The sequence below is a fragment of the Catellatospora sichuanensis genome (assembly GCF_007483665.1).
Lineage (GTDB): Bacteria > Actinomycetota > Actinomycetes > Mycobacteriales > Micromonosporaceae > Catellatospora > Catellatospora sichuanensis.
In genome coordinates this window covers 23,238-39,556 of record NZ_VIQO01000050.1, presented here as the reverse complement: position 1 = coordinate 39,556, position 16,319 = coordinate 23,238, and the positions used below count along the sequence as shown (strand labels likewise).

Here is a 16,319-nt window from a genome sequence, read left to right as displayed (position 1 = left end):
GGAACTAGACTTTCGCCAGGACGCCGATGGCCTTACGGTCCATTCATCGTCATCAAGCGCTGTATTGGAGAATCGAGTGGCACGTCGCCTGTTCACCTCGGAGTCGGTCACCGAGGGTCACCCGGACAAGATCGCTGATCAGATCAGCGACGGCATCCTGGATGCGCTGCTCGCCCAGGACGCCCGCAGCCGCGTCGCGGTCGAGACGCTGATCACGACCGGTCAGGTGCACGTAGCCGGCGAGGTGACCACCAAGGCGTACGCCGACATCCCGACCATCGTGCGCGACACGATCCTCGGCATCGGCTACGACTCCTCCAAGAAGGGCTTCGACGGCGCTTCCTGCGGCGTGAGCGTGTCGATCGGCTCGCAGTCGCCCGACATCGCGCAGGGCGTCGACAGCGCGCTGGAGCAGCGCTCCGGCGAAGGCGCGGACACCCTCGACGCGCAGGGCGCGGGCGACCAGGGCATGATGTTCGGCTTCGCCTGCTCGGAGACGCCCGAGCTGATGCCGCTGCCGATCGCGCTGGCGCACCGGCTGGCCCGCCGCCTCACCGCGGCCCGCAAGGACGGCGCGATTCCCTACCTGCGCCCCGACGGCAAGACCCAGGTCACCATCGAGTACGACGGCTTCAAGCCGGTGCGCCTGAACACGGTCGTCGTGTCCTCGCAGCACGCGCCCGACATCTCGCTGGAGTCGCTGCTCACGCCCGACGTGCGCGAGCATGTCATCGCGCCCGAGCTCGACGGCCTGGGCCTGGACACCGAGGGCTACCGGCTGCTGGTCAACCCGACCGGCCGCTTCGAGATCGGCGGCCCGATGGGCGACGCCGGCCTCACCGGCCGCAAGATCATCGTTGACACGTACGGCGGCTACGCCCGCCACGGCGGCGGCGCGTTCTCCGGCAAGGACCCGTCGAAGGTCGACCGCTCGGCGGCGTACGCCATGCGCTGGGTGGCCAAGAACGTCGTCGCGGCCGGCCTGGCCGAGCGCTGCGAGGTGCAGGTGGCGTACGCCATCGGCAAGGCCAAGCCGGTGAGCCTGTTCGTGGAGACGTTCGGCACCGAGACGGTGTCGGTCGAGCGCATCGAGCGGGCGATCGGCGAGGTCTTCGACCTGCGTCCCGCCGCGATCATCCGTGACCTGGACCTGCTGCGCCCGATCTACCGGCAGACCGCCGCCTACGGCCACTTCGGCCGCGAGCTGCCGGACCTGACCTGGGAGCGCACCGACCGCGTCGCCGACCTCAAGTCCGCCGTCAGCTGACAGCCCCGCCCCGCCCCGCGCCGGGCGAGACGGTCCGCTCCCCGTTTTCCATAGACGCTGGCCTATCGCATCGAGTTCGATCGTCGAAATCTCGATGGGATAGGCCAGCGTCTATTCGTGGCGGGGTGGTGCGCGACGCGCGACATGGGCGTGGTTGGGGAGTCGGAGGGGTCTGCTAAGACTTCCTGGTGACCCCGCGCCCGAAACGTGATCGTGAGCCGGCCGAGCGCCTGCCCGTCGCGCGGGTGTGCGTGGACGTGCCGCTGCCGCACCTGGACCGCACCTTCGACTATCGCGTGCCGGACGACCTCGACGTCAAGGCGTGGCCGGGGACGCGGGTGAAGGTGCGCTTCAGCGGGCAGCTCGTCGACGGGTGGCTGCTGGACCGGGTCGAGGACACCACCCACGAGGGCCGGCTGTCCTGGCTGGAGAAGGTCGTCTCGGCCGAGCCTGTGCTCGATCCGCAGGTGCTGCGCGCCGCCCGCGAGATCGCCGACCGGTACGCGGGCGGCCTCGCCGACGTGCTGCGCCTGGCGGTGCCGCCCCGGCAGGCGAAGGTCGAGGCTGAACCGGCCCCGCCCGCCCCCGAAGGCCGCGTTCCGGAGCCGCCGCACGAGGGCTGGCAGCGGTATCCGGCGGGGGAGGCGTTCCTGCGGGCGCTGGGCGAGGGGCGTGCGCCGCGGGCAGTGTGGTCGGCGCTGCCGGGGGAGCAGTGGCCGGACCGGATCGCCGAGGCCGTCGCCGCGACGCTGCATGCGGGCCGCGGCGCGGTGGTCGTGGTGGCCGACGCCCGCGACCTGGAGCGCCTGGACACCGCCCTGACCGCGTTGCTGGGGCCGGACCGGCACGTGGCGCTGGCCGCCGCGCTGGGGCCCACCGAACGGTATCGCCGTTTCCTGCGGGCCCGGCGCGGCCAGGTCGCCGCGGTGGCGGGCACCCGTGCGGCCGCGTTCGCCCCGGTGCCGGACCTGGGCCTGGTGGTGATCTGGGACGACGGCGACGACCTGCACGCCGAGCCGCGCTCGCCGTATCCGCACGCCCGGCAGGTGCTGCTCACCCGCGCGCAGCAGCAGGACGCGGCGGTGCTGGTGGGCGGGTTCGCGCGGACCGCCGAGGCGCAGCTGCTGCTGGCCACCGGCTGGGCCAAGGAGATCGCCGCCAACCGTGACCAGCTGCGGCGGTACGCGCCCGTGGTGCAGCCCGCCGACGACAACCAGCTGGCCCGCGACCCGGCCGCCGCGTCGGCGCGGCTGCCCAGCGCCGCTTGGCTGGCCGCCCGCGACTCCCTGGCCGCCGGTGCGCCGGTGCTGGTGCAGGTGCCACGGCGGGGATACGTGCCGGCGGTCTCCTGTCAGGAGTGCCGCGAGCGGGCCCGCTGCGCCCACTGCGCCGGTCCGCTGGCGCTGGGCAGCGCCGCCGGTGTGGCCACGTGCCGCTGGTGTGCCCGGCCGGCCGCGGGCTGGGCCTGCCCGGCCTGCGGTGGGCGGCGGCTGCGGGCCGCGGTGACGGGCGTGCGGCGTACCGCGGAGGAGCTGGGCCGGGCCCTGCCGGGTGTGCCGGTGCGCACCTCGGGGCGGGACGCGGTGCTGGCCACGGTGCCCGCGGAGGCGGCACTGGTGCTGGCCACGCCGGGCGCGGAGCCGGTCGCCGAGGGCGGCTACGGCGCGGTGCTGCTGCTGGACGCGTGGGCGCTGCTGACCCGTGCCGATCTGCGGGCCGCGGAGGAGGCGGCGCGGCGCTGGTTCAACGCCGCGGCGCTGGCCCGCCCGGCGGGGCGGGGCGGCAAGGTGGTCGTGGTGGCCGACAGCGGCCTGGCCACGGTGCAGGCGCTGGTGCGCTGGGACCCGGCCTGGCTGGCCGAACGGGAGCTGGGGGAGCGCCGCGAACTGGGCTTCCCGCCCGCGGCCCGGATGGCCACGCTGACCGGGCAGGCGGAGGCTGTCAACGACCTGCTGGACCTGGCCGAGCTGCCGGAGGGCGTGCAGGTCCTGGGTCCGCTGCCGGTGGGCGAGGACGAGGAGCGGATGCTGCTGCGCACCGGCCGGGCCGGTGGCCTGGCCCTGGCCAGGGCGCTGCACGATGCGGCCGGCGTGCGCAGTCTGCGCAAGGCCGCCCACCCGGTCCGCATCCAACTGGATCCGCACGAGCTCTGACCGGCGCGTCGATGCGTACGCGGTCCAGGCGTGGATCCGGGCGATCGGCCCGGGGTGTGATGTCGAGCGTCGAAAACCGGACGAACTCTGCGCCGCATGACCGATCGTGCAGGCGGGCAGGAGGCACTCCGTAGACTGATCAGCACTGCCCTTCGTACGACTGCCGAGGAGACGACCCCTGTGACCGTCCAGCCCATCCGACTCTTCGGTGATCCGGTGCTGCGCACCGCCGCCGACGAGGTGGTCACCTTCGACAAGGAACTGCGCGGCCTCGTGCGCGACCTGACCGAGACCATGCGCGATGCCGGAGGCGTGGGACTGGCCGCGCCGCAGATCGGCGTCGGGCTGCGGGTGTTCAGCTTCGACGTGGACGACGTCGTCGGCCACCTCATCAACCCGGTGCTGCACTTCCCCGACGAGGAGGAGATGGACGGCGACGAGGGCTGCCTGTCCGTGCCGGGGCTGTACTACGACACCAAGCGCCGCAAGAACGTCATCGCCAAGGGCTTCAACGAGTCCGGCGACGCGCTGCAGATCGTCGGCACCGGCCTGATGTCGCGCTGCATCCAGCACGAGACCGACCACCTCGACGGCGTCATCTTCATCGACCGGCTGGACATGGCCTCGCGCAAGACCGCGCTGCGCGACATCCGCCGCGCCGACTGGTACGACCCGACCCGGACCGTGGTGAAGGTCTCCCCGCACGCCGCGCCGAGCCCGTTCGGTCTGGGGAGGTAGCCCGTGCGACTGGTCTTCGCCGGCACGCCCGAGGTGGCGCTGCCCTCCCTGGACGCCATCGAGAAGTCCGGCCACGAGTTGCTGGCCGTGGTCACCCGCCCCGACGCGCCCTCGGGCCGCGGGCGGCGGATGGTGCGCTCGCACGTGGCCGCCTGGGCCGACGAGCGCGGCATTGAGGTGCTCACCCCGGCCCGGCCCCGTGAGCCCGAGTTCCTCGACCGGCTGCGCGAGCTGGCCCCCGACTGCGTGCCGGTCGTCGCGTACGGCGCACTGGTGCCCCAGGCCGCCCTGGACATCCCCGCGCAGGGCTGGGTGAACCTGCACTTCTCGCTGCTGCCCGCGTGGCGTGGCGCGGCCCCGGTGCAGCACTCGGTCTGGCACGGCGACGAGTTCACCGGAGCCTCGGTGTTCCAACTCGAGGCGGGCCTGGACACCGGGCCGGTGTTCGGCACGCTGATCGAGCAGATCCGCCCCCGCGACACCTCCGGCGACCTGCTGGAGCGGCTCGCGGTGGACGGCGCGGGGCTGCTGGTGACGGTGCTCGACGCGATCGGCGCGGGCGCGGCACGCGCCGTGGCGCAGCCGGCCGACGGCGTCACCCTGGCTCCGAAGATCACCGTCGAGGACGCCGAGGTGCGCTGGAGCGAGCCCGCGTTCGCCGTGGACCGGCGGGTGCGCGCGACCACGCCCGGCCCTGGCGCGTGGACGACGTTCCGCGGTGAGCGGGTCAAGCTCGGGCCGGTGTCACCGGTCGCCGACGGCCCCGCGCTCAAGCCCGGCGATCTGCTGGTCGAGAAGCGCCGGGTGCTGGTCGGCACCGCCACCAGTCCGGTGGAGCTGGGTGAGGTACGTGCCGCGGGCAAGAAGCCCATGTCGGCGGTGGACTGGGCCCGCGGGGTCCGCGTCGAGGGTGAGGACAGCTTCTCGTGACATCGTTCCGCGGGGGCAGCAGCTCCGGTGCGGCCAAGCCGCGCCAGCACGACCGCGACGCCCGGGGCGGGCGCGGGCCACGAGCCGGGCGGCCTGCCCACGACCCGGCCCGGATGGCGGCGTACCAGGCCCTGCTGGCGGTGCACCGCGACGACGCGTACGCGAACCTGGTGCTGCCGGGGCTGCTCCGCGAGGCGGGCCTGTTCGGCCGCGACGCGGCGTTCGCCACCGAGCTGACCTACGGCACGCTGCGCGCCCGGGGCACCCTCGACATGATCATCGCGGCGGCGGCCGACCGTGACATCTCGCGCATCGACCCGCCGGCCCGTGACGCGCTGCGCCTCGGGGCATACCAGGTGCTGCACACCAGGGTGCCCGCCCACGCCGCCGTGGCCTCCACGGTCGACCTGGTGCACTCGGTCGCGCCGGGTGCGGCCGGTTTCGCCAACGCGGTCATGCGCCGGATCGCCGAGCGCGACCTGGACGCCTGGCTGGCCCAGGTCGCACCGTCCGAGCAGGACGACCCGGTCGGCCACCTCGCGGTCACCGAGAACCATCCGGAGTGGATCGTACGGGCGTTCCGGGAGGCGCTCGGCGGCGATCTCGCCGAGACCGCCCAGCTGCTCGGCGCCGACAACGACCGGCCCGAGGTGCACCTGTGCGCACGCCCCGGCCGGTCCGACGCGATCGACCTGGCCGACGCCGTCGGCGGGCAGCCCGGCGCGTTCTCGCCGTACGCCGTCTACCTCGGCGGCGGCTCGCCGGGCGAGCTGGTCGAGATCAAGACCGGCCGGGCGCACGTGCAGGACGAGGGCAGCCAGCTGGTGGCCAGCGCGCTGATCGACGCCCCGCTGGAGGGTCAGGACGAGCGCTGGCTGGACCTGTGCGCCGGTCCCGGCGGCAAGGCGGGCCTGCTGGCGGCGCTGGCCGCGCAGCGCGGCGCGCACCTGACCGCGGTCGAGGTCACCGAGCACCGGGCGAAGATGGTCGCCAACGCGGTGCGCGGCCTGCCCGCGACCGTCGTCTGCACCGACGGGCGCAGCGTCGGCGCGGATCGGGACCTGCCCGAGGGCGGCTTCGACCGCGTGCTGGTCGACGCGCCGTGCACGGGCCTGGGCTCGCTGCGGCGACGTCCGGAGTCGCGTTGGCGGCGGCAGCCCTCCGACCTTCCTCCGCTGACCAAGCTGCAGCGGGAACTGATCACCGCGGCGCTGCGCGCGGTGCGCCCCGGCGGTCTGGTGGCGTACGTGACCTGCTCCCCGCACCTGGTGGAGACGCAGGTCAGCGTGACCGAGGCGGTGCGCCGTTCCGGACTGGACGTCGAGTTCGTCGACGCCCGCGCGTCGCTGCCGGCCGGCATGCCCGGCCTCGGCGACGGGCCCACGGTGCAACTGTGGCCGCACCGGCACGGCACCGACGCCATGTTCCTGGCCCTGCTGCGCCGCAAGGCCTGAGGCGGCTGCCCTTCTGCGACGGCCGCCGGGCATGGTGCGCCGCAAGGCCTGAGATCGTTGACCTGCCGCGTGGCGGCGGCTGCCGGGTAACGGTGCGCCGCAAGGGCTGAACGACCAGGTTTACCCCTCCTGCCGTGTGACGGCGGGAGGGGGACGGGCGGGCGCACACCGGTTCACGCTCCGTAAGCTGATCGTGTGACGCCCGACATCATCATCGCCCCCAGCATCCTCGCCGCCGACTTCGCGCGGCTCGCCGACGAGGCGCACGCGGTCGAGGGCGCGGCGGACTGGTTGCACGTCGACGTGATGGACAACCACTTCGTGCCCAACCTGACCATCGGGCCGGCCGTGGTGGAGAGCCTGCGCCAGGCGACCGGCATCCCCTTCGACTGCCATCTGATGATCGAGGACCCGAAACGCTGGGCCCCGGCCTACGCGCAGCTCGGCGCGTACAACGTGACGTTCCATGCGGAAGCCTGCGCAGACCCGGTGGCGCTGGCCAAGGACCTGCGCGCGGCAGGGACGCTGGCCGGGCTCGCGGTGGACCGCGACACCCCGATCGAGCCGTACCTGGAACTGCTGCCGTATTTCGACACGCTGCTGGTGATGACCATCAAGGCGGGCTTCGGCGGGCAGCGGTTCATGCCGGAGATGCTGGACAAGGTGCGCACCGCGCGGCGGCATGCCGATGCCGGCCACCTGGACATCCGGATCGAGGTCGACGGCGGCATCGCCGACGACACCATCGAGGCCGCGGCGCTGGCGGGCGCCGACGCGTTCGTCGCGGGCACCGCGGTGTACGGAGCCGACGACCCCGCCGAGGCCTGTCGTAAACTGCGTGCTCTGGCGCAGGCGGCCGTCGCCCGTCAGACCAGATCGGACAGTGGGGGCACGACAGTTTGACCATCGAGCCGCAGGCAGCCGGCCAGGCCGAATTGATCCTGGTCGTCGACGACGACCCGGACATCGTGCGCGTGGTCGAGGTCAACCTGCGCCTGCACGGGTTCGACGTGATGAGCGCGCACAGCGGCCCGGAGGCGCTGGCGCTGCTGGAGCACCGCCGCCCCGATCTGGCCCTGGTCGACCTGATGATGCCCGAGATGGACGGTCTGGAGCTGACCCGGCGGCTACGCGCCGACCCGATGGTCACCGCGCTGCCCATCATCGTGCTCACCGCCAAGGCGCTCACCTCCGACAAGGTGGCGGGGCTCGCCGCGGGTGCGGACGACTACATCGTCAAGCCGTTCGACACCTCGGAGCTGATCGCACGGGTGCGCGCCACGCTGCGGCGCAACCAGGAGGCGAGGGAGGTCTCCCCGCTGACCGGGCTGGCCGGCAACACCCGCATCCTGCGGGAGATCGCCGACCGGCTGAAGACGGGCGACGACTACGCCGTCTGCTACGTCGACATCGACCGGTTCAAGAGCGTCAACGACGTGTACGGCTTCGGCCGCGGCGACCAGTTCATCAGCGCGCTGGCCCGGTCGATGCGGCGCGCCACGGTGTCGGTGGGCCTGCCCCCGGCGTTCCTGGGCCACGTCGGCGGCGACGACTTCGTGGTGGTCTGCCACCCCTCCCAGGTGCAGGAGATCACCAGTTATGCGATCTACGACTTCCAGCGCGCCTCGGACGCCCTCTACGACCCGATCGACTCGGCCCGCGGTTACCTCGAAGTGGTCGACCGGCGCGGAGTCGTCTTCGAGGTCAACCTGGTGACGCTGTCCATCGGGGTGGCCCTGTCCACCAGCCGCACCTTCGGCCACCCCGGCGAGGTCGTCGCGGTCGCGTCCGAGATGAAGGCGGCGGCGAAGAAGAACAAGGGCAATTACGTCGCCCTCGACCAGCGCTCGGACCGCCCGCCCGCACCCGCGGATCCGGCCGGACCGCTGCCCCGGCGGCGGCCCGCCGAGGACCCCCCGGCGGTGCTGCCGCAGCAGCGCGTCACAGAGAGCGACACCGCCGCCGAAACCGGCCCGCACGCGTGACACACTGGCGTGCCAGTCAGGCACACGTCGCCTGACAGCGCAGGGAGGTTTGAGCGGATGGGGCAGCTACCCACGGTCAGCCCGGCCGAGGACAAGGCGATGGCCCGGGCGATCGAGCTCGCCGCGCGCGGACTGGGCACCACCAGCCCGAACCCGGTCGTCGGCTGCGTGCTGCTGGACTCCGCCGGACACGTCGTCGGCGAGGGCTTCCACGCGTACGCGGGCGGCCCGCACGCCGAGATCGTGGCGCTGGCCCAGGCGGGCGAGAAGGCCCGCGGCGGCACCGCGGTGGTCACCCTGGAGCCGTGCAACCACACCGGCCGCACCGGCCCATGCGTCCAGGCGCTGATCCGCGCGGGCGTGGCCCGTGTCGTGATCGCCGTGGACGACCCCAACCCGCTGGCCGCGGGCGGCGAGGCGACCCTGCGCGACGCGGGCGTCGAGGTGCTGACGGGGGTGCGCACCGCCGAGGCGGAGGAGGGCAACATCGCCTGGCTCACCTCGGTGCGCCGAGGACGGCCCTACGTGATCTGGAAGACCGCCTCCACCCTCGACGGGCGCTCCGCGGCGGCCGACGGCACCAGCATGTGGATCACTTCCGAGGCGGCCCGCATGGACGTGCACCGGCTGCGCGGCACCGTCGACGCGATCATGGTCGGGGTCGGCACCGTACTCGCCGACGACCCCCGGTTGACCACACGTGACCTGCGCACCGGCAGCCTGGCCATCCGGCAGCCGCTGCGCGTGGTGATCGACTCGCACGGGCGTACGCCCGCCGGCGCCCGGGTGCGCGACGGCGCCGCGCCGACCCTCATCGCCACCACGGCACTGCTCGGCGGGGACGCCGAGGGCCGGGTGGATCTGCGCGCCGTGCTGAGTGAATTGCACCACCGCGGCATCCGCAGCGTGCTGCTCGAGGGCGGCCCCCGGCTGGCCGGAGCCTTCCTGGCCGCGGGCCTCGTCGACCTGATCATCTCGTACGTCGCGCCGAAGCTGCTCGGCGACGGCCCGGCCGCACTCGTCGGTGCCGGGGTGACGACCATCACGGACGCCATCGACCTCGAGGTGCTAGATGTTGACCGTGTCGGGCCGGATCTGCGCCTGACCGCCCGTCCGCGCGCGAGCGCGGACAGCGGCACTTTGTGACACGGCCGGACGCCAGTCGCCGGCACGCGAGGAGGAACGAGTGTTCACCGGCATCGTGGAAGAGCTCGGCGAGATCGTGAGCCTGGCCTGGGAGGGCGACGGGGCGAAGGTCACGGTACGCGGACCGCTGGTCGTCACCGACGCCAAGCACGGGGACTCGATCGCGGTCAACGGCGTCTGCCTGACCGTCATCTCCACCGCGGGCGACACCTTCGAGACCGAGGTCATGAAGGAGACGTTCGACCGCAGTTCGCTCGGTTCCATCGCCCCCGGCGAGCGGGTGAACCTGGAGCGCGCGGTCACCGCGGCGACCCGCCTGGGCGGGCACATCGTGCAGGGCCATGTCGACGGCGTGGGCACCATCGCCTCGAAGAAGCCCGGCGGCGGCTGGGAAGATGTCCGGATCCTGCTCCCGGAGGGCATGTCCCGGTACATCGTGGAGAAGGGGTCGATCACCGTGGACGGCATCTCGCTGACCGTGGTCGCGGTCGACGGCGAGTCCTTCACGGTGAGCCTGATCCCGACCACGCTGGAGCTCACCACACTCGGCCGCAAGCAGCCCGGTGCGCTGGTGAACCTGGAGGTCGATGTGATCGCCAAGTACGTCGAGAAGCTGGTCGCAGCGCAGCGGGGAGCGAAGTGAACATGAGTGAGCGAAGCGAACGAATCGGGCAGCTCAGGGTCGTCAAGGCTCAGGACGCCGGCGAGCGAAGCGAGGTGGCGGCATGAGCCTCAACACCATCGAGGACGCCATTGCCGCCATCAAGGCGGGCAAACCGGTCATCGTGGTCGACGACGAGGACCGCGAGAACGAGGGCGACCTGATCTTCGCCGCGGAACTCGCGACGCCGGAGCTGGTCGCGTTCACCGTGCGCTACACCTCGGGCTACATCTGTGTGGCGATCACCGAGGAGGAGGCGGACCGCCTCGAACTGCCGCCGATGTACTACACCAACCAGGACCGCCGCGGCACCGCGTACTGCGTGACCGTCGACGCCCGCGAGGGCGTGTCCACCGGCATCTCCGCCGCGGACCGCGCGCGCACCCTGCGTCTGCTCGGTGAGCCGGCCACCAAGCCCACCGACCTGTCGCGGCCGGGCCACGTGGTGCCGCTGCGGGCCAAGACGGGCGGCGTGCTGCGCCGGCCGGGGCACACCGAGTCCGGCGTCGACCTCGCCCAGCTGGCGGGCCTGCACCCGGCCGCCGCGATGTGCGAGATGGTCAACGACGACGGCACCATGATGCGCCTGCCCGACCTGCAGCGCTTCGCCGAGGAGCACGAGCTGGTGCTGGTCAGCATCGCCGACCTCATCGCGTACCGCCGCCGCACCGAGCAGCTGGTCAGCCGGGTCGTCGAGGCCCGCCTGCCCACCGAGTACGGCGACTTCACCGCCGTCGGCTACCACGCCACGCACGACAACGCCGAGCACGTGGCGCTCGTCTACGGCGAGGTGGGCGACGGCCAGGACGTGCTGGTCCGGGTGCACTCGGAGTGCCTGACCGGCGACGTGTTCGGCTCGGTCCGCTGCGACTGCGGCCCGCAGCTGCAGGCGGCGTTGCGCCGGGTGGCCCAGGAGGGCCGCGGCGTCGTGCTCTACGTCCGCGGGCACGAGGGCCGCGGCATCGGCCTGCTGCACAAGCTGCAGGCCTACCAGCTGCAGGACGCCGGCCGCGACACCGTCGACGCCAACCTCGACCTGGGCCTGCCCGCCGACGCCCGGGACTACGGCACCGGCGCGCAGATCCTCTACGACCTGGGCGTGCGCACCATGCGCCTGCTGACCAACAACCCGGCCAAGCGCGCCGGGCTGGACGGGTACGGCCTGAAGGTGGTGGGCCGCGAGGCGCTGCCGATCCGGCCGCACCCGGAGAACCTGCGCTACCTGCGTACGAAGCGGGACCGGATGGGCCACGAGCTGGACCTGTCCGACCTGGATGACCTGGAAGGGCTGAGCTGATGGCCGGTCACGGCGCCCCCGAACTGTCGACCGTGGACGCGACCGGGCTCAGCCTCGGCATCGTCGCGACGCGCTGGCACGCCGACCTGGTGGAGCAGATGCTCGACCGGGCGCAGGCCGCGGCCAAGGCGTGCAACGTGGCCGACGTGCAGGTCGCCCATGTCGCGGGCTCGGTCGAGCTGCCGGTGGTGGCGCAGGCGCTGGCCCGCCGGCACGACGCGGTGGTGGCCCTCGGCGTGGTGATCCGCGGCGAGACCGCCCACTTCGAGTACGTCAGCTCCTCGGTCACCGAGGGCCTGACCCGGATCGCGCTCGACGAGTCCACCCCGGTCGCGCACGGCGTGCTCACCGTGGACACGGTGGAGCAGGCCCGGGACCGGGCCGGCCTGCCGGAGTCCAGCGAGGACAAGGGCTGGGGCGCGGTCTTCGCCGCTCTCGACGCCGCCGTCACCCTGCGCAACCTGCAGCGCTGACGTCCGCCGGCGGGGCGGCCCGACCCGGCCGCCCTGCCGCGTCACCGCGTGGCGGGAATCCGGATCACGGCGCCCTGCCGTCCCTCGCGCGGTGACGGATTTCTGCGTGGGCTGAACGGCCGGTGGCGGCAAGCACCGGGTGGACGTACACCTGAGGTATGTCTGCGCTGAGGTTTCGCGTGCTGCTGCCGGTAGCGCTCGTCGCGCTGTCGGCCGCGTGCACCCCCACCACGCCCTCACCGGACCCCACGGGGTCAGCGGCGCCGTCGGCCTCGGCCGCGCCGGGCACCACCGCACCCTCTCCCAGCTCGCCGGGCTCCACCACCGAACCCGCCCCGCCCGCGAACACCGCCGGGGCTCTGGCCGTCTACTACCTGGCCAACGACCGCGGCACGCCGAAGCTGGTCCGCGAGTTCCACCGGCTGTCCACCGGCGACGGCTCGGCCGCTGCGAAGGTGAAGGCGGCGGTCGCCGAGATGCTCGACGGCCGCACCGCGTACGACCCCGACTACTCCAGCATGTGGCCCGCCAGCGCCAGGGTGCGCGGGGCGACCGTCGCCGGGGACACCGTCACCGTCGACCTGGCCGGGTCGCGGATCAACGGCGACGCCGGTTCCTTCGCCGCCCACCAGGCGGTGCAGCAGCTGGTGTGGACCGCGACCGCGGTCAGCGGCAAACCCAAGGTGCGCATCCACCTCGACGGCAAGCCTGTCGACGAGCTGTGGGGCCACGTCGGCACCAAGGACCCGCTGCGCCGTGCCCCGGCGGTGGACACGCTGCTGCCGGTGTGGCTCATCGACCCGCAGGAGGGCGCGACCGTGCCCAAGGACTTCACCCTGCACGTCGCGGGCATGGTCTTCGAGGCCACCATGAACTACGAGGTCAGGCGGGGGACCACGGTGGTCCGCGAGGGTTTCATCACGCTGGACGCGGGCGGCCCGGCCCAGGGCGAGGCGAAGCTGCGGCTGTCGCTGCCCACCGGCACGTACGTGATCGAGGTCTTCGACCTCTCGGAGAACGACGGGGCGAAGATGTTCGTCGACAACCACACCGTCACCGTGAAGTGACCACCGGCGGGGCCGCGCCCGCGCTGCGTTTGTGGGCGCGGCCCCGCCGGTCAGTCGACGGTCAGCACGATCTTGCCGGTGGTCTGGCCGGTCTCGCCCAGCTCGTGCGCCCTGGCTGCCTCCGCGAGCGGGAACGTCGCCGCCACCAGCGGGCGCAGCCGGCCCGCCTCGATCAGCGCGGCGACCTCCTCCAGCCCGGTGTGATCGGGTTCGACGAGCATGCCGGTGCCGCGTACGCCCAGCGCCTGCGCCTTGCGGGCGGTCTCGGCGGCGCTGCCCGCGTTCAGGATGCCGACCAGGATGCCGCCGGGGCGCAGCGTATGCAGTGAACGGTCCTCGTAGTCGCCGCCGACCGTGTCCAGCACCACGTCGACATCCGTGGCGACCTGGACGAAGTCGAACGCCGTGTAGTCGATCGGCTCGTCCACGCCCAGCTCGCGCAGCAGTTCGTGTTTCGGGGCGCGCGCCGTGCCGAGCACGTACGCACCCCGGGCCTTGGCGATCTGCACCGCGAGGTGCCCGACCCCGCCCGCGGCGGCGTGCACCAGCACCCGCTGCCCTTCGGCGACCTGCGCCGTGTCGACCAGGGCCTGCCAGGCGGTGAGTGAGGCCAGCGGCAGCGCCGCGGCGTGCACGTGGTCGAGCCCGGCGGGTTTGCGGGCCAGGTGGCGCGACGGCGAGGTGACGTACTGCGCGTAGGCGCTCGCGGCCTGCGGGAAGCGCGGCATGCCGAACACCTCGTCGCCGACCGCGAACCGGGTCACCCCCGGCCCGATCTCCGCGACCTCGCCGGAGACGTCCCAGCCCACCGTGAACGGCGGGTTGCCGAAGGCCCCGCCGCGCGTACGCACCTTCCAGTCCACCGGGTTGACCCCGGCGGCGCGCACCCGCACCAGCACCTCGGTCGGGCCCGGGGCCGGGCGGTCCACCTCGGCCAGCCGGAGCACCTCGGGCCCGCCGAGGCTGTCCTGGCGTACGGCCAGCATGCGTTCGGTCATGCCTCCCATGATCCTCGTTCGGGCCCGTCCCAGCATGTGCCGCGCGGCCGGGCGATGCGGGCGCCCCGGTCCGGATCGGGCAGAATGGCCCGCGTGAAGACGTTCGAGGAGCTGTTCGAGGAGCTGCAGGCCAAGGTGGCCGCGGGTGACCCGGCCTCCGGCACCGTCAAGGCGGTCACCGCCGGGGTGCACGCGGTCGGCAAGAAGGTGGTCGAGGAAGCGGCGGAGTCCTGGATGGCCGCCGAGCATGAGGGCCCCGAGCGGGCTGCCGAAGAGATCTCCCAGCTCCTCTACCAGACCCAGGTCCTGATGCTCGCCGCAAACCTCAGCCTCAAGGACGTCTACCGACATCTGTGATCCCGCCCCGGTTCCCTTCCCGGGTTGATCATGAACTTGTGGACGCCGGTGGGAGTCCTCGGCGGTCCGCCGTTCAGGCGGGCCGTCCGGGACGAGCCACTGGCGGAGGGCTCGACGGTGTGTCGCCGCCACAACCCCATGATCAACTAGCTTTGATCACAGAGACGAGTCGAGAGATGCTTCGCATTGCCGTGCCCAACAAGGGCACCCTGTCCAAACCTGCCTCCGACATGCTGCGGGAGGCGGGCTACCGCCAGCGCGGCGACGACCGCGACCTGGTCTGCGTGGACGCCGACAACGGTGTCGAGTTCTTCTACCTGCGGCCCCGCGACATCGCCGTGTACGTCGGCTCCGGCGACCTCGACCTGGGCATCACCGGCCAGGACCTGCTGGTCGACTCCGGCGCGCCGGTCAGCGAGCTGCTGCCGCTGGGCTTCGCGCCGGCCACGTTCCGTTTCGCGGCGCCCCCGGAGACCGTCCGCGACCTGCCCGACCTCGCCGGTCGCCGGGTCGCCACCGCGTATCCGGGCGTCGTCGAGCGCTTCCTCGCCGATCACGAGATCAAGGCCGATGTCGTCAAGCTCGACGGTGCCGTGGAGAACGCGGTGCGCCTCGGCGTCGCCGATGTGATCGCCGACGTCGTCGCCACCGGCGGCACGCTGCGCCAGGCCGGGCTGGTCCCGGTGGGCGAGCCGATCCTGGTCTCCGAGGCGGTGCTGGTCGGCCGCCCGGAGGGGCCGCGCAACGGCGCGGTCACCCAGCTGTTGCGGCGGCTGCAGGGCGTGCTGGTGGCCCGCCGGTACGTGATGCTCGCCTACGACGTGCGCGCCGACCGGCTGGAGGGCGCGGTGGCGCTCACGCCGGGCATCGAGTCGCCGACGGTGTCGCCGCTGCACCGCGAGGGCTGGGTCGCCGTGCAGGCGATGGTCATGCGGACCGAGGTGCACCGGATCATGGACGAGCTGTACGACCTCGGCGCCCGCGCCATTCTGGTCACCGACATCCACGCCTGCCGCCTGTAAGCCACCCGACCCGACCCGACCCGCCCGACCCGACCCGACCCGACCCGACCCGCCCGGCCCGGCCCGGCCCGACCCGCACAGCATAGACGCTGGCCTATCTCGTCGAGTTTGATCGCGAAATTGTCGATGAGATAGGCCAGCGTCCATGGAAAGCCGTGGCGGTGGCTGCGCTCGGCAGGGCGCGTGGCAGACTCGGCGAGGTGAGCAGTGAGGGACAGCGTGTGAGTTTCCGGCCCCAGCGCACCCGGAAGGTGTGCATCGCGGCCGCGGTCGTCGTCGTGGTGCTCTTCGCCGTGATCGGCACCGCGCTGACCGAGGTCGGCGAGGGCGTGTTCCGCAAGGGCGACCAGTTCGCCATGATCGGCCTCGGTGTCGTCTTCGCCCTGGGTATCCTTGCCGTCGCCCGGCCGCGGGTCGAGGCGGATGCGGACGGCGTGCGGGTCCGCAACATCATCGGCGGTTACGAGCTGCCGTGGGGCGCCGTGCGCGCGATCAACATCGAGCGCAACCAGCCCTGGATGAGCCTGGAGCTGGAGAACGACGACACCGTCTCGGTGCTCGCCGTGCAGGCGGTGGACCGGGCGTACGCCCTGGAGGCGGTGCAGGCGCTCCGCGCGCTGCGTGCGGCCGCCCGCGCGGAGCAGCCCGCACCGGCCGTGAGCTGAGCCATACCTGCACCGTCCCGGGGGCGCAATCCCGGGTTGTGGTAATCTTTGCAAGTCGACCTTTCCGGTTGCCCGTGATCATGCCTTGCGTGTGGTCCGGCACTCT

Annotated in this window: 16 protein-coding genes; 15 read left to right on the top strand and 1 reads right to left on the bottom strand. The window is 72.9% G+C overall.

Going from position 1 to position 16,319, the window contains the following annotated elements; all coding sequences use genetic code 11:
- Positions 1 to 76: 76 nt before the first annotated feature.
- The 12 genes from metK (at position 77) to FLL47_RS41345 (ending at position 13,171) form a co-directional block, all read left to right on the top strand.
- Complete coding sequence (gene metK / locus FLL47_RS41400) at positions 77 to 1,267, top strand: methionine adenosyltransferase (RefSeq protein ID WP_144128160.1); 1,191 nt, start codon at positions 77 to 79, stop codon at positions 1,265 to 1,267.
- A gap of 251 nt (positions 1,268 to 1,518) precedes the next feature.
- Entirely contained in the window at positions 1,519 to 3,420 is a 1,902-nt protein-coding gene (locus FLL47_RS41395; protein WP_144128197.1) for a primosomal protein N', read from the top strand.
- Between the two features lie 180 nt (positions 3,421 to 3,600).
- Positions 3,601 to 4,158 carry a peptide deformylase gene (gene def, locus FLL47_RS41390; protein ID WP_144128159.1) on the top strand — a complete coding sequence of 186 codons (558 nt, stop codon included), beginning with the start codon at positions 3,601 to 3,603 and terminating at the stop codon, positions 4,156 to 4,158.
- A gap of 3 nt (positions 4,159 to 4,161) precedes the next feature.
- Positions 4,162 to 5,088, top strand: coding sequence for a methionyl-tRNA formyltransferase (gene fmt / locus FLL47_RS41385; protein WP_144128158.1), 927 nt, complete (start codon positions 4,162 to 4,164; stop codon positions 5,086 to 5,088).
- Positions 5,085 to 6,542, top strand: a complete 1,458-nt coding sequence (locus tag FLL47_RS41380; protein WP_246159323.1) for an RsmB/NOP family class I SAM-dependent RNA methyltransferase — start codon at positions 5,085 to 5,087, stop codon at positions 6,540 to 6,542. The genes fmt and FLL47_RS41380 overlap by 4 nt, the downstream gene beginning before the upstream one ends.
- 195 nt (positions 6,543 to 6,737) lie before the next feature.
- Positions 6,738 to 7,445 (top strand): ribulose-phosphate 3-epimerase, encoded by a 708-nt coding sequence (rpe, locus tag FLL47_RS41375; protein ID WP_144128157.1) that lies wholly within the window; start codon positions 6,738 to 6,740, stop codon positions 7,443 to 7,445.
- 2 nt (positions 7,446 to 7,447) lie between these two features.
- Positions 7,448 to 8,527 (top strand): GGDEF domain-containing response regulator, encoded by a 1,080-nt coding sequence (locus tag FLL47_RS41370; RefSeq protein WP_144128195.1) that lies wholly within the window; start codon positions 7,448 to 7,450, stop codon positions 8,525 to 8,527.
- Between the two features lie 57 nt (positions 8,528 to 8,584).
- Positions 8,585 to 9,673: a bifunctional diaminohydroxyphosphoribosylaminopyrimidine deaminase/5-amino-6-(5-phosphoribosylamino)uracil reductase RibD gene (gene ribD, locus FLL47_RS41365; protein ID WP_144128156.1), complete on the top strand. Its 1,089-nt coding sequence runs from the start codon at positions 8,585 to 8,587 to the stop codon at positions 9,671 to 9,673.
- A 40-nt stretch (positions 9,674 to 9,713) separates the two neighbouring features.
- Positions 9,714 to 10,316 carry a riboflavin synthase gene (locus FLL47_RS41360; protein ID WP_144128155.1) on the top strand — a complete coding sequence of 201 codons (603 nt, stop codon included), beginning with the start codon at positions 9,714 to 9,716 and terminating at the stop codon, positions 10,314 to 10,316.
- Positions 10,317 to 10,398: 82 nt separating this feature from the next.
- On the top strand, positions 10,399 to 11,631 hold the full coding sequence (locus tag FLL47_RS41355; RefSeq protein WP_144128154.1) for a bifunctional 3,4-dihydroxy-2-butanone-4-phosphate synthase/GTP cyclohydrolase II: 1,233 nt from the start codon (positions 10,399 to 10,401) through the stop codon (positions 11,629 to 11,631).
- A complete protein-coding gene (gene ribH / locus FLL47_RS41350) occupies positions 11,631 to 12,104 on the top strand; it encodes a 6,7-dimethyl-8-ribityllumazine synthase (RefSeq protein WP_144128153.1) in 474 nt (157 codons plus the stop codon). The genes FLL47_RS41355 and ribH overlap by 1 nt, the downstream gene beginning before the upstream one ends.
- Positions 12,105 to 12,283: 179 nt before the next feature.
- Positions 12,284 to 13,171 (top strand): GerMN domain-containing protein, encoded by an 888-nt coding sequence (locus FLL47_RS41345; RefSeq protein WP_186316232.1) that lies wholly within the window; start codon positions 12,284 to 12,286, stop codon positions 13,169 to 13,171.
- A gap of 50 nt (positions 13,172 to 13,221) precedes the next feature.
- On the opposite strand, the gene FLL47_RS41340 is transcribed toward FLL47_RS41345, so the two are convergent.
- Positions 13,222 to 14,169, bottom strand: coding sequence for an NADP-dependent oxidoreductase (locus tag FLL47_RS41340; protein ID WP_144128151.1), 948 nt, complete (start codon positions 14,167 to 14,169; stop codon positions 13,222 to 13,224).
- Between the two features lie 93 nt (positions 14,170 to 14,262).
- On the opposite strand from FLL47_RS41340, the gene FLL47_RS41335 reads away from it, so the two are divergent.
- The 3 genes from FLL47_RS41335 (at position 14,263) to FLL47_RS41325 (ending at position 16,213) form a co-directional block, all read left to right on the top strand.
- On the top strand, positions 14,263 to 14,526 hold the full coding sequence (locus FLL47_RS41335; RefSeq protein WP_144128150.1) for a phosphoribosyl-ATP diphosphatase: 264 nt from the start codon (positions 14,263 to 14,265) through the stop codon (positions 14,524 to 14,526).
- A 176-nt stretch (positions 14,527 to 14,702) separates the two neighbouring features.
- Positions 14,703 to 15,548, top strand: coding sequence for an ATP phosphoribosyltransferase (gene hisG, locus FLL47_RS41330; protein WP_144128149.1), 846 nt, complete (start codon positions 14,703 to 14,705; stop codon positions 15,546 to 15,548).
- A 221-nt stretch (positions 15,549 to 15,769) separates the two neighbouring features.
- Positions 15,770 to 16,213 (top strand): PH domain-containing protein, encoded by a 444-nt coding sequence (locus tag FLL47_RS41325; RefSeq protein ID WP_425457830.1) that lies wholly within the window; start codon positions 15,770 to 15,772, stop codon positions 16,211 to 16,213.
- Positions 16,214 to 16,319: the final 106 nt, after the last annotated feature.